At 71.0% G+C, this 16,501-nt stretch carries 17 protein-coding genes and 2 pseudogenes; 5 read left to right on the top strand and 14 right to left on the bottom strand.

Features of this window, described 5'->3' with window-relative positions:
- Window positions 1-111: 111 nt before the first annotated feature.
- The 13 genes and pseudogenes from ABZU99_RS27665 to ABZU99_RS27605 all read right to left on the bottom strand — a co-directional run bounded on the left by ABZU99_RS27665 (window position 112) and on the right by ABZU99_RS27605 (window position 12,440).
- Window positions 112-1,044: a hypothetical protein gene (locus tag ABZU99_RS27665; protein WP_356047221.1), complete on the bottom strand. Its 933-nt coding sequence runs from the start codon at window positions 1,042-1,044 to the stop codon at window positions 112-114.
- The gene (locus tag ABZU99_RS27660) at window positions 954-1,760 is read right to left on the bottom strand and encodes a glycosyltransferase (protein WP_356047354.1); all 807 of its coding nucleotides are present in this window, start codon (window positions 1,758-1,760) and stop codon (window positions 954-956) included. The genes ABZU99_RS27665 and ABZU99_RS27660 overlap by 91 nt, the downstream gene beginning before the upstream one ends.
- Before the next feature lie 52 nt (window positions 1,761-1,812).
- On the bottom strand, window positions 1,813-2,202 hold the full coding sequence (locus ABZU99_RS27655) for a hypothetical protein (protein ID WP_356047219.1): 390 nt from the start codon (window positions 2,200-2,202) through the stop codon (window positions 1,813-1,815).
- Window positions 2,203-2,505: 303 nt separating this feature from the next.
- A complete protein-coding gene (locus ABZU99_RS27650; RefSeq protein ID WP_356047217.1) occupies window positions 2,506-3,525 on the bottom strand; it encodes a hypothetical protein in 1,020 nt (339 codons plus the stop codon).
- A 93-nt stretch (window positions 3,526-3,618) separates the two neighbouring features.
- Window positions 3,619-4,398 carry a hypothetical protein gene (locus ABZU99_RS27645; RefSeq protein ID WP_356047215.1) on the bottom strand — a complete coding sequence of 260 codons (780 nt, stop codon included), beginning with the start codon at window positions 4,396-4,398 and terminating at the stop codon, window positions 3,619-3,621.
- Between the two features lie 26 nt (window positions 4,399-4,424).
- Window positions 4,425-4,766 (bottom strand): hypothetical protein, encoded by a 342-nt coding sequence (locus tag ABZU99_RS27640; protein WP_356047213.1) that lies wholly within the window; start codon window positions 4,764-4,766, stop codon window positions 4,425-4,427.
- Between the two features lie 338 nt (window positions 4,767-5,104).
- Window positions 5,105-6,619, bottom strand: coding sequence for an ATP-binding protein (locus tag ABZU99_RS27635; protein ID WP_356047211.1), 1,515 nt, complete (start codon window positions 6,617-6,619; stop codon window positions 5,105-5,107).
- Between the two features lie 28 nt (window positions 6,620-6,647).
- Window positions 6,648-7,105 (bottom strand): annotated as a pseudogene (locus ABZU99_RS27630) (DUF6238 family protein).
- Window positions 7,106-7,189: 84 nt separating this feature from the next.
- Window positions 7,190-8,662 carry an SCO6880 family protein gene (locus ABZU99_RS27625; RefSeq protein ID WP_356047209.1) on the bottom strand — a complete coding sequence of 491 codons (1,473 nt, stop codon included), beginning with the start codon at window positions 8,660-8,662 and terminating at the stop codon, window positions 7,190-7,192.
- A gap of 80 nt (window positions 8,663-8,742) precedes the next feature.
- Complete coding sequence (locus tag ABZU99_RS27620) at window positions 8,743-10,119, bottom strand: type IV secretion system protein (RefSeq protein ID WP_215176156.1); 1,377 nt, start codon at window positions 10,117-10,119, stop codon at window positions 8,743-8,745.
- A gap of 36 nt (window positions 10,120-10,155) precedes the next feature.
- Window positions 10,156-10,848: a hypothetical protein gene (locus tag ABZU99_RS27615; RefSeq protein WP_356047207.1), complete on the bottom strand. Its 693-nt coding sequence runs from the start codon at window positions 10,846-10,848 to the stop codon at window positions 10,156-10,158.
- Window positions 10,848-11,162, bottom strand: coding sequence for a DUF6112 family protein (locus ABZU99_RS27610; RefSeq protein WP_030958031.1), 315 nt, complete (start codon window positions 11,160-11,162; stop codon window positions 10,848-10,850). The genes ABZU99_RS27615 and ABZU99_RS27610 overlap by 1 nt, the downstream gene beginning before the upstream one ends.
- A 144-nt stretch (window positions 11,163-11,306) precedes the next feature.
- Window positions 11,307-12,440: an NlpC/P60 family protein gene (locus ABZU99_RS27605; RefSeq protein WP_356047204.1), complete on the bottom strand. Its 1,134-nt coding sequence runs from the start codon at window positions 12,438-12,440 to the stop codon at window positions 11,307-11,309.
- Between the two features lie 510 nt (window positions 12,441-12,950).
- On the opposite strand from ABZU99_RS27605, the gene ABZU99_RS27600 reads away from it, so the two are divergent.
- From ABZU99_RS27600 to ABZU99_RS27590, 3 genes are all read left to right on the top strand, one after another.
- A complete protein-coding gene (locus ABZU99_RS27600; protein ID WP_126887818.1) occupies window positions 12,951-13,706 on the top strand; it encodes a site-specific DNA-methyltransferase in 756 nt (251 codons plus the stop codon).
- 243 nt (window positions 13,707-13,949) lie between these two features.
- Entirely contained in the window at window positions 13,950-14,507 is a 558-nt protein-coding gene (locus ABZU99_RS27595) for a DUF4913 domain-containing protein (RefSeq protein WP_185923689.1), read from the top strand.
- Window positions 14,504-14,986: a hypothetical protein gene (locus tag ABZU99_RS27590; RefSeq protein WP_356047202.1), complete on the top strand. Its 483-nt coding sequence runs from the start codon at window positions 14,504-14,506 to the stop codon at window positions 14,984-14,986. The genes ABZU99_RS27595 and ABZU99_RS27590 overlap by 4 nt, the downstream gene beginning before the upstream one ends.
- Here the strand turns inward: ABZU99_RS27590 and ABZU99_RS27585 are convergent.
- Window positions 14,974-15,213, bottom strand: a complete 240-nt coding sequence (locus tag ABZU99_RS27585) for a hypothetical protein (RefSeq protein ID WP_356047364.1) — start codon at window positions 15,211-15,213, stop codon at window positions 14,974-14,976. The genes ABZU99_RS27590 and ABZU99_RS27585 overlap by 13 nt on opposite strands.
- Here ABZU99_RS27585 and ABZU99_RS27580 point away from each other — a divergent pair.
- Window positions 15,097-15,704 (top strand): annotated as a pseudogene (locus ABZU99_RS27580) (hypothetical protein). The gene ABZU99_RS27585 and the pseudogene ABZU99_RS27580 overlap by 117 nt on opposite strands.
- Window positions 15,705-15,719: 15 nt before the next feature.
- Window positions 15,720-16,469, top strand: coding sequence for a hypothetical protein (locus ABZU99_RS27575; RefSeq protein ID WP_356047200.1), 750 nt, complete (start codon window positions 15,720-15,722; stop codon window positions 16,467-16,469).
- Window positions 16,470-16,501: the final 32 nt, after the last annotated feature.

Here is a 16,501-nt window from a genome sequence, read left to right as displayed (position 1 = left end):
CTCCTCACGAGGTCGGTGGTGGAGCAGGTCAGCGGCGGGGTGCCGGACGGGTGGCAGGCAGGGGGCGCAGCGGCGCGGATACGGCGAGGGACGGGCGCCGGTGCGGTGCGCTCACGCGGGCTTGGCGCAGGAAGGGTTCTCCGTCGGTGAGCCAGGTCTCGATGGTCGGCCACGCCCGCGCGTGGCGTTCCTGGGGTGGGAGAGGCCCGGTGTGGACGCCTCCTCCAGCAGGACCTCGGCGTCGGCCACGGCGTCGGCCAGGCGGGAGAGCGCTGCGGCGTCCTGTGGCCATGGGCTGCTGGGGGGCCGGCATCGGTCGAGCAGAGTCGGGGCGTGGTCCACGACGGTGAGGAAGCTGCGCCAGGCGTGGTCGAGGAATTCCTCGGTCGCGGCGCCGAGGGCATTGGCGCTGAACGGGGTGGCGTCGCTGTCGCGGGCGGAGGCGGCCATGGCCTGCCAGGTGTCGCGCTCGGAGCGGATGCGCTGGAGCACGGTGGAGATGGCCGCGGTCCGGCGGGCATGGACGGCCTGCTCGTAGGAAGGGAGGTACCGGTCGGCGACGGCCTGGGCCGCACGTCCGGGGAATGGCGGCAGGACGATGCTGCGCGGGGCGTGCGGATCGCCGAAGCCCTCCTCCAGCCCCTTCGGTGCGAAGGCCCCGATGAGATAGTCGAGTTGGCGTCCGGGGCGCTCGGTGAGCAGCAGGGTGGTGCCGTGCACCATGTCGGTGAGGGTGGCGGCGTAGGGAATCCGCTCGGTCTGGAGGGCCCGGCCGAGTTCGCCGCTGTCCCATATCCAGGGCACGAGGTCTTCCTGCCAGACCGGGTGGGAGTAGATCTCGACCGTCGCACTCCACTGGCCGGGCAGAAGGCGCGAGAGGTCGCGAGCAGCGTCGCCGATGAAGCGCCGGCTGCTGGTGGATACGCTGGTGCGGTGCGGCTCGGCGCAGCTGATCAGGTCGGCCTTGGCGCGGTAGGCATCCGCGTGGTCGGCCGGAAGGCGGTAGACGCCTGCCTCGCCACGGCGGAAGCCGGACTCCTCCACTCGCGGGTACGAAGAGCGGCCCGCAGGCTGAGTCCGTAGCCGTGCGCGTGCTCGCGGGCCGCCGCCTCAAGCTGGTCGTACGACGCCTGCTGCGTCATCTGCCCCGGGTGCTTGCGGTATCGGTAGACCGGCAGGCGCAGCAGGATTCCCGGGGCGAGGACCGTGATGCCGACGGCCGCCATATAGTCCTCGCCCTGGACGAGGCCGCCCATCGGGGCTGCTCGTACGAGATCGGTGCGGGCGAGGATCGTGGTCGGCCCGATCGGGATCGTGTCCTGCGGCCGTGCCCAGTAGTTCATGACGTCGCCGGCCTCGTGTCGGCCTGGCGGCGTCGGGCAGCGCCACAGGGTGGTCGAGCCGTCGGGGTGCAGGTCCTCACTCCAGCCGGCGCACCAGCCCACCCCTGTGGATTCGAGGGCGGACAGCCGTGCCGTCATGGCGTCGTCGGTGAACTCGTCGTCATCGTCTGCCCAGTTCACGTACTTGGTGCGGACCTGGGTGAGGGCGAGGTTGCGGGCGCAGGCGGCGCCGACGGGGCGGGGCAGCGTGAGGGTGCGGATGCGCGGGTCCGCCGCGAGAGGGGCGGGCAGGCGGCTCGGGTCGGCGCCGTCGAGGGCGATCACTGCCTCCCACGGCACGGACTGCCGGGTGAGGCTGGCGTGCATGGCTGTCAGGTAATCGAGGCGGTCCTCGCGCAGGCGGCTGGCGATGACGATTGTGATCGGGGGCGTGGGCAGGGAAATCTCCGGGAAGCGCGGGCGGGAAGGGTCAGCGGCGGGCAGCGGTGCGGGGACCAACCGAAGGCGAGGTGGGGGCGGGACGGGCCGGTGGCGCGGCGGCCGAGGCGGGGGCAGACCAGTGCGCCGGGTGGTTGCTGAACCGGGCGCGGGGGTCGGTGCCCCACGCGACGAGAGGACCGGCGGTGGCGTGGAGCACGCTGATCACTTCGATCCCGTGGGGGCGAAAGGTGTACCCCCACTGCACGTCCAGATCGGCGGCGGTCTTCTCGGTGACCGTCATGCGGACCGGCGGGGAGCCGTCGGGCGTGACCAGGTGGTCCAGGGTGCTGCTGGCCCACTGTTCACCGCCGGTCAGCGACGAGAGGATCTCGGGCGGGGCACCGTCCAGGAGATCAGTGCCCAGCTCGTCCCATCCCACGGCGACGCCATCCACGAGATGCTGCGCCGTAGCCTCGACGTCACGGCCGAACCGGTACCGGTGGGCAGTGAGGAGGATGGGCAGTTTCTCGCTCGGCTGGCCGTCGAGATGGACGTATATGCCGGTGTAGCCGGTCTCGGTGGAGCGAGCGATGAAGGAACCGGTCGACAGGAGGGGCCTCCAGGGCGTTGCAGGATCACTGGGTGGGTGCTGGGCCGGCGGGCGGGACGTGCGGCGGGGTCGGGGCAGTTCTGTCGAGGCCGGTGCCTGGCCCGGCGGCGGGAGGTTCGGCCACGGGTCCTTCTAGACAGAGGCGCTGGGGCCGGCCGCCTTGGCGTCGGTGCGGCGGCAGCTGTAGCCGAGGAGGCTGGACGCCTCAGGCACGCTCGGGACGGCGGCGATGTCCGAGCAGGTGAACGTGTAGGTGAAGGCGGGGCTGGGGCTGGTGCCGAGCCAGGCGCGGTCCTCCTTCTCCGGAATGATCCGCAGACCCGGGGCGGCGACGGCGTCGTGCTGGGTGTGCGTGTGGGAGAAGACGACGAGCGCGCCCGTGGTGGTCTTCAGCGCGTACGCGTCGGTGAACTGCGGGTCGGCGGCAGTGAAGCGGGTGGTGCCGCGCGGGCCGAACTTCCGGGTCGTCTCGTCGTGCACCTTGATCTGCCGCTGGGAGGTCTGGTTCGAAGTGAAGACCTTCTTCCCGGTCAGCTCGCCTCCGGTGGCGAAGTTGTCGGTCACCGCCGAGCGGAGCTGGCCGACCGGTGCGGCCAGGGACTTCGAGGAGGCGTCGATGGCGGTGGCGTAACCATCCTTGTCGAGCACGATCTGCGGGAGCTGCTTGGGATCGTCGACGTCGACGGTGGCCACCATCTCCCACTGCTTCGACTTCGTGTTCTCGGCCATGACCAGGACGCGGGCGAACTGCTGCTGGCTGCCGCCCCTGGTGACGGCGGCGAACCACCGCTGCTGTCCGCTGTTCAGGCGCGGGATGTACAACTCGGTCGCCGACAGGTCGTACGACCACAGCCGGTACGGCTGGCGGTCCGCCTGCGGCAGCGCCTCGTCCTGCTTGAGGTCGGCCAGCGACATCGCGTAACGGGGACCGTCCTCGACGGTGTCGAGGAACGCGCGGTCCTGCTTGACGTGCGCGAGGTTGTTGGTCGTCGAGTAGCGGGTGATGGCGTCGCGTGCCTGCGCCGGCGTGAGCGCGGGGGTCGCCACCGGCGCGGCGGTGGCGCTGGGCGCTGTCTTCTTGGCCGAGGGACTGCTGGCGTCGTTGGTGCAGGCGGTCGTAGCCAGGGCGACGCAGAGTGTGGCGGTGATCAAGGGCAGGGTGCGGCGGATGGTGCGGATGGGGGCTCCTCGTACTGGGGAAGAGGGGGGAACGGGTAGGCGCGCGTGGCCGGTCCGGCGGTCGGCCTATCGGTGGCGCAAGGTGGCTGCGGCGCTGGTCGGGGCGGGAACGGGCTGCCGCGTGGTGAGGGTGGTCGGTGTGGTGGTGTGGCGGAGGTTGACACCGATGCCCTTTGGGGCGAGGTGGTGCACCAGGGCCTGCAGGCGGAGAGCGCGGCCGTCCTCGCCGTAAACGGCGGGCAACAGGAATGCGGCCTGGTGCGGGTGGTACTGGAATCCGAGGGCGTAAAGCACCGTGCGGGCTTCCTCGGGGACGTCCTTGTACGGAGTGCCGAGCGCGCCGTCCTCGTACCAGGTCAGGGTCACGACGTCGGCCACCTGCGGCGGTCCGGGGCGGTGCGGCGGCTCTGGCTGAATGGTTGCGTTGTGCAGCACGGTGTCCAAGGCCCGCTGGTAGCGGGGCAGCAGGCGCCGGGTGACCTGCGCGGCTGCCCGCGCTGGCTGGGCACGAACGGCGATGCCGTTCGGTTCCTCGACTCCAGAGAAGTGATGGGGCTTGATGCCGGGCCCTTCGGGCTCCAGCGGTGCCACGACGAACTGGTGCCGGTACAAGGGTCGATCGGCGAGATAGAGCTGTCGTCCGTCCTGGTCGCGCAGGACGGCGTGGTGACTGAGGACGTACTGGCTGACGATGTAGTCGACGTGGCCGACGTCCCAGAGCGCCTCGGCGCTGGCGAACTGCTCGTCGCAGGAAGCGTGTCGGACGTATTCGGTGGTCCACTGGCCGGGCAACCGGTCGGCCAGGGCGTCGGCGAAGGCGGAGAGATCAGCGCGGAGTGTGGGCATGTGCTCCCAAGGAGATTCGTGGCGCTCTAGCGGCGGGAGCGCGGAGGGCCGGAGGCAGACGAAGGCCCCAACGACCGGGGACGGGCCGCGGCTGGCTGGACGGCCCTGTCTTCGTCCGGGCCTACTGCGGGCGGGGTGTAGTGGGCACGCAGGTTCTCCAGATCGGCCTGGGTGACCTGTGCCGGCGCCAGGCGGACACCGTGGGCGGCGTCACGTAGCAGGCGCACCGCCTGTGGTGTGTGGCGGTGCTCATGGCCGGCCCAGAGGGCTATGGCCACGAAGTGGCCGGCTATGTGGTCGAGTACGGGCGTGGTGGCTTCGACGAGCCGACGGGTGACGGCGCTGACCTCGGCGGGCGTCTCCGACATGGCGAGCGCGGTGAGGTAGGGAGTCAGGTCGGGAAGCGGCAGCGGCTCGTCGGGGAGCAGGTGCGCGGCCAGGAAGGGCTCGGCGTCCCGGCGGGCGTAGCGGTGAAGCGTGTTGGGCGAGGTCTCGCGCTGTTCCGGATCTTGGTAGGGCAGGGAGAGGTCCGTTCTGATTGACTGGCGGTGAGTGGCAGCAGGATCGTCGTGCGGTCACGGTCCGAAGAGGGCGGCCTGATCGGCGTGGACATCGGTCCAGCCGAAGATCACGCGCTCCATCGATTGGTGGCGGTCGGCGGCAGAACGCGGGGTCACTGCCAGTTGGGGTGAACTCGCGGGACTTCTCAGTGCATGCGGGCGTCGGTGTTGAACAGCGACAGCTCGCACGAATGCAAAAGATGTTGAACGATGAACGATCGCCCGGCGACCTTCCACAGGCCACGCCCTCGGTTGAGGTGCGCGATGGCGTCCATCTCGACGGAGGTCAGGCCGAGCAGGGAGGCCGCGGCGTGGAGCTGGTCGGTCTCCTGGCGGTAGATGATGCGGGTGCTGCAGTCGGCGAGAAGGCCCTCGGCCAGGGCGCGGCCCTGGGATCCGGCATCGCCGGCGGTGAGCAGGTCGGACAGCCGGTGGATCACCATCAGGTTGGCGATGCCGAGTCCGCGGGAGAGCTTCCATTGGGCCTGCATTCGCTGCAGCAGCCCGACGTGCCGCATCAACCTCCACGCCTCGTCGTACACAATCCAGCGTCGGCCGCCGTTCGGGTCAGAGAGGGCGGACTCCATCCAGGCGGAGGCGCACGTCATCGCCAGGACCAGCGCCGTGTCGTCCCCCGAGCCGCCGAGTCGGGACAGGTCTATGGTGAGCATCGGTGCGCTGGGATCGAAGGCGACCGTGGAGGGGGCGTCGAACATGCCGGCCAGGTCACCGTGGACGAGGCGGCGCATGGCGTGGGCCAGGTCGCGGGCGGCGTCGCCGAGTTGGCCTGACATCATCCCGGCGGCCTCGTCGAGCGCGCCGGAGTTGTTGAGGGTGGCGGCTACGTCACCGAGGAGCGGGGTGCTGCCGGTGTCGGCGGCGCGGGTGACGACGGCGTCGAGGGCGACGTCCAGGGCCGTGTGCTCCATGGGCATCAGCTCCCGACCCAGGACGGTGCGGGCCAGGGAACCGAGCAGGAGAAGGCGCCGCTTACGGATCTCGCCGACCCAGTCGGCCTCGGAGACGCTTTCCGGGCGCGGGGCCGCGTCCAGGGGATTGAGCCTGCCGGGCAGTCCGGGCCCGAGGGCTACGGATCGGCCGCCGAGGGCTTCCGCCACCGGTGTCCACTCACCCTTGGGGTCACACGGGACGTAGACGCGGTACCCGAAGGCCACAGAGCGCAGCGCGAAGGACTTGGCCAGCGCGCTCTTGCCCTGGCCGATGACTCCGGCGAGGAGGAGATTCGGGTTGGTGAAGCCCTCGACCTTGCCGTACAGCGCGAAGGGGTCGAAGACGAATGATGCCTCGGCGTGTACATCGCGGCCGATGTAAATGCCTTCCGCGCCGAGGCCGCCCTCCGCCAGGAATGGGTACGCGCCGGCGGCCACGGCGGTGGTCATGCGGTGTGCGGGGAGCTTCAGCCGGTTCCTGCGAGCGGAGGCGGGTCCGGGGCGTCCGCTTGAGGGGTAGAGGGCGGCGGGAGTCTCGTGCTCGGCGCGTGTGGTCTCTGTCTGGTGGGCGCTGGCTTCGGCGCGGGCCTTGGCGGTGGCTTCGGCGAGCTGGCGACGGGCCTCTTTGCGGCTGGCCCGGTCCGTTCTGTGGGGAGTGAAGAGCGGAGACGCGGAAGCGCGGCGGGCGCGGCGGGCGGGCCGGTGGCTCATCGGGGGCCCTCGATTCTGCGGGTAATGCTCATTGCGCACAGGCCGTGGTGTGCGCGCGGAGGTCGGTGGGGGTGGTCTTGCGCCGGACCACGTGGCCGGCGGCGAGGTGGCGCTGGCAGATGGTCAGCACGGGCGGTCCCTCGGGCAGCCGCTCCGGACGGCACGCGCTTGCTTCGCTGCCCGCCGTCGTGTTGCTGGGCAGCAGGTGGAAGGCGGCGTGGACTTCGCTGGCGGCCTGCCACAGGTGGGTGTGCGCGGTGGCCAGGCGGCGGCCGGCGGTGGGGTGCGGTGGCCGGGTGGTCTCGGCGAGCCGGTCGAGGAGCTGGTGCAGGGTGGTGAGGTGGGCGTGGAGCAAGTCAAGGTGCAGTCGGTCTGCCGGCCGGGAGGGCCTGTGTCCGACGGTGCCAGTGCACGGGTGTGGTGGCGGACTCCGGCGCTCGCGGCGCGAAGGTAGGGGTGCGCGTCCTGTGGAGTGTGAGAGGTCAATGGTGGTGGTCCTTCCTGCCGGGAGGCAGGGGGCGGCGGGCAGCGTTTGCTCTGCCACGCCTTGATCGAAAAGGGATGGGTCCGTCACAGGGCGGTCCGCGCGAGCGGCAGCGCGGTGAGGGTGAAGGCGTCGGGCTGCTGGTAGTTGAGCCGTCGCAGATCGACGCCGGAGGTGACGGCGCTGGTCTCGATCTGCGCGCAGGCCGCGTCCAGGAGGGCATCGGTCTCGGCCGTGACGGTGACCAGGCCGGTCAGGGCCACGTCCGCGTGCCCGGCGATGAGCTGGCGCTCTCGCATTTTGACGTCGGCGTACTCGACGGAGTCTTCCTCGCTGTCGACCTGTCCCCGGCGGGCGCGCTCGTTCGCGTCGGCGATGATCGCGGCCTTCTTCCGCTGGACGTCCCGCAGCGCAGACTCGAGCCCCTGCGGCGCGTATATAAGGGACAGGCTGCGCCGCACTCCGGCCGTGAACATGATCCCGTGCAGGAAGCCGGCTCCCATTTCGGTGCGCGGCCAGTTCTCCACCCAGTACGTGGCGTGGCGGGCGGAGTCGGTGGCGAGGCGGTCGTACTCCTCGAGCTGGACGACAGGTCCGGCGGCTGCGGGGTCCGCCTCGGCGCGGCCGGTGTCGGACCACTGCTGGAGCGCGGCGAGGGCCTTCGGGTCGTAGGCGGTGCGGATGACGGCGGCGATCTCCCGGGCGCTCAGCCAGTCCGTGACCATGAGCCCGGCGTTCCGGGCGGCCTGGGCGATGGAGGCGGTCGTCTGCTCCATGACGGTGAACGCGCCCGGCAGTCCGCCGCCGGCCTGGCTGATCAGGCGCTTGGCGGCCTTCAGGTCGAGGGAGATGGCGAGGTAGGTCTCGTGCGGGGCGGCGGCGGGGCCGGCCGAGGCGACCAGTTCCGAGTAGATCTGTCCGGCGACTGGGGCCTGGGGCTGCCCGTTCTGGGTCCAGTGGCGGGTGAGGGTGTCGCCGCTGTCGGGGACGGTGCGCTCCAGGACCTGCACGGTAGCGATGTGTCCGGTCCGTGCGATGCCCGCGAGCGCACGTCCCCAACTGGCCACGTTGTGGTTCTGGGTGGCGGGGTCGAGGAGGGCGAAGGCGCGAGAGGTGACGCGGGCGATGGCGGTCAGGGTCTGCCGGTGCGGGTCGTGGACCGCTGCAGCGCCGTTGGCGGAGTCGCCGGGGGTGACCACCTTGAGGGAGGCGGTGGTGCCGGGCAGGTGAAGGACGCCTTCCTGCCGGGGCCGGGTGACGGGCCGGGCGAGCCAGAGCGTCTGGCCGGTGCGTCGGCGCTGCGCGTAGCGGGTGACGATCGGCGCCCAGTCAATCAGGGAGCGGCCGTGCCGGCGTATCGCGACGAGAGCGCCCGAGGCGGCCCAGAGCGGGGTCAGGGCGACGGCGCCGAGCAGCCCGGTGGAGAGCACCGTCATCAGCAGCAGGGCCAGTGTGCACGACACGAGGACGAGTTGGGGAAGGGAGAGGCCGAGGAGGATGCCGCGACGGGACCGGTGCGGGAATTTCACCGTGACCGGGGCGACGGAAAGGTCAGTCATGGGGCGGGTCCTGGAGGCGCGGGTGGGGGCCCGGGGGCGGGAGCGCGCGGTGCGTCCCGCCCCCGGAAGCGGGCAGAGGATCAGGGGCCGGTCGGGGGCGGGGGCGGCCCAGCCGGTCCGCTGGTCGTGGCGTTCTGTTGGCTGGAGGACGGCGGTGCGCCCTGGGGCGGCGGGGTCGTGGTCGGGGGAGCGGACTGCCATCCGCCGCCCTGGCTGGACGCGGCGCTCGGTCCGGACCCACCCGGGCCTGGGCTGCCTCCCACCTGGCTGCTGGTGTCGTCGGAGACGCTCGTCGGCGGGGGCTGGACGGCCTTCTCCAGGCCGGACTTGATGGCATCACCACCGGGCGAGACGCCCGTGCCACCGCCTTGCGCGTCTTCCTTGCCACCGCCTCCACCGGTCGAGTGGGAGGCGATGTCGCCCGGGAAGCCGCCTCCGCCTGCGGCGTCGGGGCCTTGCGGAGCGGCGCCTGCTCCGGCTGCCGCACCGCCGGTTCCGGCGGTGGCGGCTGCCGCCGCGGCCTTGCGGGTCGCGTTCTCGGCGTGTGCCTTGGCGACTTGGGCTCCGGCGCCGCCGGCGCGGTGGATGGACTCGCCGTCGGTTCCGTCGGCTGCCCAGTGCACGAATTTGAACACCGCGTACGGGCACAGCAGTACCAGGACCATGATCACGATGCCGGACATGACGTCGGCGAGGGCACCGATGCCGTCCTTGGCCTCGGTCTTGCCCATGGCGGCGATGCCGAGCACGAAGATCACGGTCATCAACAGCTTGGAAACGACGAGGGTGGCGGTGGCTTCGATCCAGCCCTTGCGCCAGCGGCGTGCGACCTCCCAGCCGCCGCCGGCACTGGCGAAGATCGCCAGGGTGACCATGACGAGGATGCCGACCTTGCGGACCATCATCACGCACCAGTAGAGGAAGGCGCCGATGGCGGCGCCGAGGCCGGCCACGACCGGGACGAGCCAGCCGAGCCCGGCCAGGGCGCCGATCTGGCTCACCTTCACGATGCGGCGCACGGCCGACTCGATGTCCAGGCTCGCGGCCTTGAACAGGCCGTCGGAGATCGCGTCGACCACCTCGACGGCGACCGTGGTGAAGGCGATGGCGCAGAAGGCGAACAGGACGCCCGACATGGTGCCGGTGAATGCCTGTGTGAGGGCTTGTCCGTCGCGTCTGACGGCGGCCCGGACGAGCTGTGCGCAGAAGGTTGCGACCAGCAGGACCAGGCCCAGCGGCAGCAGCATCTCGTAGTTGTCGCGGAACCAGCCGGCGTTCAGGTCGACCTTCGTGGTGGTGTTGACGGCCTTGGCCGCCAGGTCGGCAGCGGCGGCAGCGAGTTCGCCTGCCGACTTCGCCATCCAGTCACCGATGGCCTTGCCGGGATCCGAGGCGAAGTCGACCGCGTCGCCGACGGCGCACAGCTTGTCCGCCAGGGGGAAATCACAGAAACCCACGGAGAGTTGCCCCTCCTTTCTTGTGTCAGGCGCGGGTCACTGCGTGACGCTCGGAGCGATGGCGGCCAGGGCGCAATCGTGGTTGGGCCGGCACTGCACGGCCAGGGTCACGGCGCGTTCCTCAGCTCCACTGCCGCCCTTCTTCCAGGCGATCTGCTGCTTGCCGTTGACGGTGACGACGTAGATGTACGCCTTGGTGATCGCGGACGGGTCGTCGGCCAGGGCCTGCTTGAACGCGGAGGGGTAGTGGCCCTCGGTGACACTGGCGGTGGCGTGCTGGTCCTGGTCGGCCATGCGCGACCACAGCACCGGATCCGGGACTTGGCCGGAGACCGATGCCCAGTCGGCGTACGTGGGCTCGTTGGTCATCCACGCGCGCATGCTGGCGAGCTGCTGGTCGCGGCTGGTGTTGCGGGTGTCGTAGGACCACAGCATCTGGGCCACGGCCTTGGCGTAGGCGACGGGCTCCGCGATCTGCGGGGGCTTGGGCACCGATCCGGATCCGGCGGCGGGCTTCGGGGCGGCCTCGGAGGAGGACGGGCTACTCGCCGGCGCCGCGACGGCGCGATCCGGACCCTGGCGGCCGTTGCCGTTCCCGCTGAGCCAGGCGACGGCGGCGGCGGTCGCGAGCAGGACGGTGACGACCAGAGCGACGATCGCGATCCGCTTGTTGGCCGACCAGCCGATGCCGTACGAGGACAGGGAGGGGGAGGGGAATCGTTTCTGCATCAGTGGACCTGAGACCCGAGAGCCGAGAAGAACGCGACGATTCCGTTCGCGGCGCCCAGGCCCAGAGCGGCGCCCGCGGCGACGACGGCGCCCTTCTTGCCGTTGGCCTCGGCCTGGTGGCCACCGGTGTGGTGGCCCCAGGCCCACACGCCGAGGGAGACGGCGAGAGCGCCGACGACGGCGATGATCCCGAACATGTTGATCGAGTTGACGACGTTCTTCAGCACGGCGAGGCCGGGCAGGCCGCCGCCCGCGGGGGTGATGCCGGGGTCGAAGGCGAGCTGGATGACGCGGTCTGCGAGAGGGAGGGACATGGGTGTGGCGAGGCTCCTTGCGAACGCAGGCCAAGCGAGGGGCCGGCGGGAAAGGGGGAAGCGGAGGGGGAGGCGCGCTCGGCGCGCGGGAAGTGGCCGCGGCGGCGGCCCGCCCGCAGCAGCGGGGTGCGGGCGGGAGCGGCGTCAGAGGACGCGGCGGGCGGCGAGGATGTCCCAGTCCTTGATCGAGGTGATCCGGACGGGCTTTCCGGTGCGCGGGGCCTCGATCACGAGGCCCTCGCCCATGTACATGCCGACGTGCTCGGGGCGGCTCGCGGTGCCGCGGCTGAAGATCAGGTCTCCGGGCTGGAGGTGGCTGGGGGAGACGGGCTTGCCTTCGTTGACCTGCGTGTACGTGGTGCGGGTGAGGGTGATGCCGGCGTGGGCGTACGCCTGCTGCATGAGCGAGCTGCAATCGCAGCGGCCCATCGGGTCTGGGCCGTGCGCGTCGGTGCAGCTGCCGCCCCACTGGTACCGCGTGCCGAGCTGGTGCATCGCCCAGTCCAGGGCCTTCCGGGCCCTGGGGTCGGCATCCTTGGGGATCCTGTATCCCTTCGGGACGCTCCCCTCGGGGATGCGGCCGAAGCCGGATCCGTCCTGGGCTGGAGCGCAGCCGGTGGTGCCGGTCGCGGACTCGTCGCCCTTGTCCGGCCCCTTGTCGTCCTTGTCCTTGCCGGTGCTGGGAAAGGTTTTGGCGATGGCCGTCTGGAGCGCGGTGGCTAGGTTCTCCCACTGCGCGTACGCGTCCGGGTAGCCGGACTTCTGCACGGCCTGTGCCGCCTGGGTGACGGTCATCTGCTGCCAGCCGTTGACCTTGAGCAGCTCCTTGTAGAAGCGCTCACTGGCGTAGACAGGATCACGGATCTGCTGGGCAGTGCCCCAGCCCTGTGAGGGACGCTGCTGGAACAAGCCGAGCGAGTCCCGGTCGCCGTAGTTGAGGTTGCGCAGCCGCGACTCCTGCATCGCGGTGGCGAGCGCGATGATCTGGCCCTTCTTGGGCACGTCGAGGCTGATGCCGGTGGCCACGATGGTCCGCGCGTTGGGGACCTGCTCGGCGGGCAGATCCAGGCCCTCGATGTGGACGTCCTTGCCGGACGCGCCGTCGAGGATGTCGGTGACGTGCTTGGCGACCTCGTCGGAGTCGATGTCGGTCAGGCAGCCGCTGAAAGAGCCGGAGGTCTGCACGGCTTCGGCGGAAGAGGCCATCATCATGGCCGTCCCGGCGAGCAGCAGTGGGGAGAGGAAGACGACGCCGATGCCGGCGGCGACCGCCTTCAACCGGCGCGGACCGCTCGCGCGTCAGCGATTTCGGGCATGGGTGGGTAGCAAGGCGTCATGAACGTGTGTCCTTGGGGGTGCGGTGTCCGGCGTGCCGCGTGCGCGTGGCGGGTGGAAGGGCGCGGCGGCCGGGGTGGGCGATCGTGATGGCCAGGGGGCGAGTTGCCGCTCGCTCCGCATGGCCGTGTCGTGGTCTAGGTGTGCCGGGGCAGGGGGTACCTCCGTGAGGCGTGGTGGGGAGTAGCCAGCGGCGGTGTGCGCCGGGCGGTTCAAAAACAGTAGGCCCGGATTGGCGGCTGACCAAAAAGTCGGCGTGAGGTGCCGGAATCCGCTACGTCAGCAGCGGACTTCTTGGTCGTCGGCGTATTCGCCTCTACAGTTTTTGGACTCCCCTCGCCCTCCTCCGTCTGCGGCCTGGGCTTCTTCATGCCCAATTCCGGCCTGTGCGGGGACTCGTATGCGAGACGGGAGCTTCCCTCCACGCTTCCACACCCGAATTGGGGCCCCTCTTTGCCTTTTTCCCTGCACCAGGGCGACGCTCTCAGCGTCCTCGCCGGCCTGCCGGACGACTGCGTCGACTCCGTCATCACCGACCCGCCGTACAACTCGGGCGGCCGGACCGCGAAGGAGCGCACCACGCGCTCGGCGAAGCAGAAGTACACCTCCGCCGACGCCCAGCACGCCCTGCCGGACTTCACCGGCGAGAACATGGACCAGCGCAGCTACGGGTTCTGGCTGACGCAGATCATGACCGAAGCCCACCGCCTCACGAAGACCGGCGGCACCGCGCTGCTGTTCACCGACTGGCGGCAGCTCCCCACCACGACGGACGCGATCCAGGCGGCCGGCTGGCTGTGGCGCGGTGTGCTGGCCTGGCACAAGCCGCAGGCCAGGCCGCAGAAGGGCCGGTTCACCCAGAACTGCGAATTCATCGTCTGGGCGAGCAAGGGGCCGATCGACGGTTCCCGGAACCCCGTCTATCTACCGGGCATGTACTCGGCTTCGCAGCCCTCGGGGACGCAGCGCCAGCACATCACGCAGAAGCCGGTCTCCGTCATGCGCGAGCTGGTCAAGATCAGTCCCGAAGGCGGCACGGTGCTCGACTTCTGCGCCGGCTCCGGCTCCACGGGCGTCGCCGCCCTGCTGGAAGGCCGCGACTTCATCGGCGTGGAGAAGACCGAGCACTACGCGTCCATCGCAGCCGACCGACTCACCGAAACGATCCGCGAAACCCTCACCCAGGACGACGTGGACCTCTCCGTCTGAGGCTGCGACCGCCTTTCCTTCGCAGAACCCGACGCCGCTTCTGGCCCCGAGCGGTATCCCGTCGTGACGCCGGTAGTCCGTCGACCGGCCCGCACTGCTTCCGCTTCCCCTTTCTTCCGCACCTCGTAGGAGGCCCCACGTTCCATGTCTGAATCCATAGAACCCTCGGACCGCGGGGAGTTGGAGCCGGTTCGTATTCCGGACCCCCACCTGGAGGGAATCGAGGCGAGCGTCCGCAGGCTGATGGAGCAGTCGGCGCAGCAGGCCCAGCAGCTCGACCATCTCGCCTCCGCCCCGGCTCCGGGCGGATCACCGTTCGCCGCGTTCGGCATGCCGGGACTCGGCGGACCGCCCCCGGCTGCGCCGCCGGAGCCGCGCCCGATTCTGGAACTGGACGGGGAGGAGCGCGAGGACGAGCTCGACGCGTTGTCCGACTGGGTCGACGACTTCTTCCTCCCGGTCTACGGGGCGGAGGTCACCACCGCGGCGCCCTGGTGCCTGCAGTGGCAGGAGCACGACGACGTCGTTGCATGGCTTCACGCCCTGTGGCTTGCGTACCAGCAGCACAAGGACCCCGAAGCCGGCCTCTCCGGCCTGTTCGTGTGGCACCGGGACTTCCTCACCCACGCCATCGCGGCGATCCGCGCGCCGGGCGGTCCGCTGTCGGCCTGCATGACCTCACCCGAGCGTCCCGCCCACCGGATCCTTCCGGGCCCGCCTCCCTCGGCGCGTACGGAGAAGGCGACGGCGAGCGCGGCGGAGGCGGCCGGCCCCCCTGAGCCGGACGAGCCGACGTCGTGAACGGGGGGCAGCAACCGGCTTTCGGCCTGAGTTTCGACCCCCGAGCCCTGACCGATCTCCTCCAGGCGCCCAGCGACATCCGCGATCTCACCCTCGCCTACCTGCAGGAAGTCGTGAACGCGCAGCGCTTCGGGCTCCGGCTCACGGGCGACCTGGAGGGCTACCGCAAGTTGTTCGTGGACTCCCGCAAGGACTGGCGCGTCGTCTACGACGTCCGCCCGGCACCCGCCGAGTCCATGCACCAGCGGGAGATCCACGTCGTGGCGATCCGACCGCGAGCGGGCAACGACGTCTACGACGAGGTCGGCCGCCGCCTGGGCATGGCCCGCCGGCCGCTGAGCGCCCGCACCCACGCGGCACGCTCCCGCTCCCCGCAGCTCACGACCCGAGGCCCCGCACCGCGACCCGCTCCGCCGCCCTCCGCGCTGCCGGGCCTGCCCCGCCCCGCACTCAACCCCTCGCACCATCACGCCCGCTGAACGACGGAGTCCCGCCTATGCCCCCTGACCCCGCGCCGGCAGCAGTCCGGCGTGCGGTGTCCCCACTCGACCATCGCATCGAAGCCGTCACCGGCCATGACGTCGACACCCTGTGGGCGTACCGCGACCGCGGCGTCCTCGACGAGCCACATGCCCACCTGGTCGACCGGCACCGCGAGCTGGCCCGGGCAGAGACCGGCGTGACCTTCTACCGCGTTCTCCTCCACCGTCTGTCCACGGCGAGTTCCCCGTCGACGGCGCCCTGTTCGCGCGCATCGACCGGACCGTGGACCAGTTGGAGGAGGCCGCCACCGTACGCGACGCTGCCGCCCTGAAGGTGATCACAGCCCTGGAGCCCATCGAGGCCGCCGCCGCAGCGTCCTCGGCGCCCAGCGAAACGCCGCTGTCGACTGCCGACCAGGCGGCGCTGCTGGCCATCGCCGGCGGGGCCAAGCTCTACGAGCATCTCCTGACCGGCCGGATGTCGGTGACCACTGCCTCCGGCACCCGCATCCCCTACGCCGAGCTACAGCAGCTGGAGGGTGCCGGCCTGGACTCCCGTGATACCGACCACGCCGTGCACGCCGGCCAACCCGTCGCACTGACCGATGCCGGCCGCGCCGCGCTGTTCGCCGCGCGCCGGCCGCCCACCACCCACGTGCCGAAGCCCCCGGCTCGCCCCGGGGCCTGGCCGTCCACCCCAGCACGGCACCGCTGAACTCCTGAAAGGCCCTTGTTGTCCCCCAGCGAACCGGCACCCGCCCGGAAGCCCCTTCCCGCAGTCGAGTTCGACGTGGACGACCTCGACGCCGACGAGCAGGTTCACCTCGACTTCTACCGTCAGGTCGAAGTGCGGTCCGACATGCTCGTCCCCCTGGCGGAACACCACACCGCCAACGGTGTGCATAGCTACTACGTCCTGTTCGACCGCACCGCCACGTGGGGCCACCCCGGCACACCCCAGTACGTCGCCGTGCACCTGCAGCGGAACCAGCAGGAGCGGACGTTCGCCTTCGAGAAGGCTCCGCTGCCGCTGCCCGCGATGGCGCAGTCCTGGCTGATCCACCGCGGCTGCCCCTCCGGTGCCATCGGCCTCGACCCGGAACTGGGTCCCCCGCCAGCGGACGAGGCGACGCGGGCGCTGGAGCAACGCCTCGCGGGTGACGGCGACCACTACGCGATGGGCTACTCCTACACCAGCGACGACCCGGACGACATGGTCACCGTCGTGGCTCTGCGCGCTCTCGACGAGCGAGCCCCCTCCCCGTTCCGCGTTGTGGTCGAGGAGGTCGACACGGACGCGTGGACCCACACCCTGCGCGAGGGCGGCTTCGCCACGGTCGAGGAGGCCCTTCGGTGGTGCGACGACCGGCTCAGAGGCGAGGCCGGCCCTCTCCCGCCGGTCCGTCCGGCAGCGTCATTCACCCGCCCGGCTGCCCTGCCGAAGGCCCCCGCTCCGCGCCCGCCTGGCCGATCCCGCTGAATTCCGAGGCCGACCGGCGCGGCGGAACATAG

Source organism: Streptomyces sp. NPDC005266, assembly GCF_040607655.1.
GTDB lineage: Bacteria > Actinomycetota > Actinomycetes > Streptomycetales > Streptomycetaceae > Streptomyces.
Note: the sequence above shows the minus strand (reverse complement) of the source record. Positions and strands in the feature narration are given on the sequence as shown.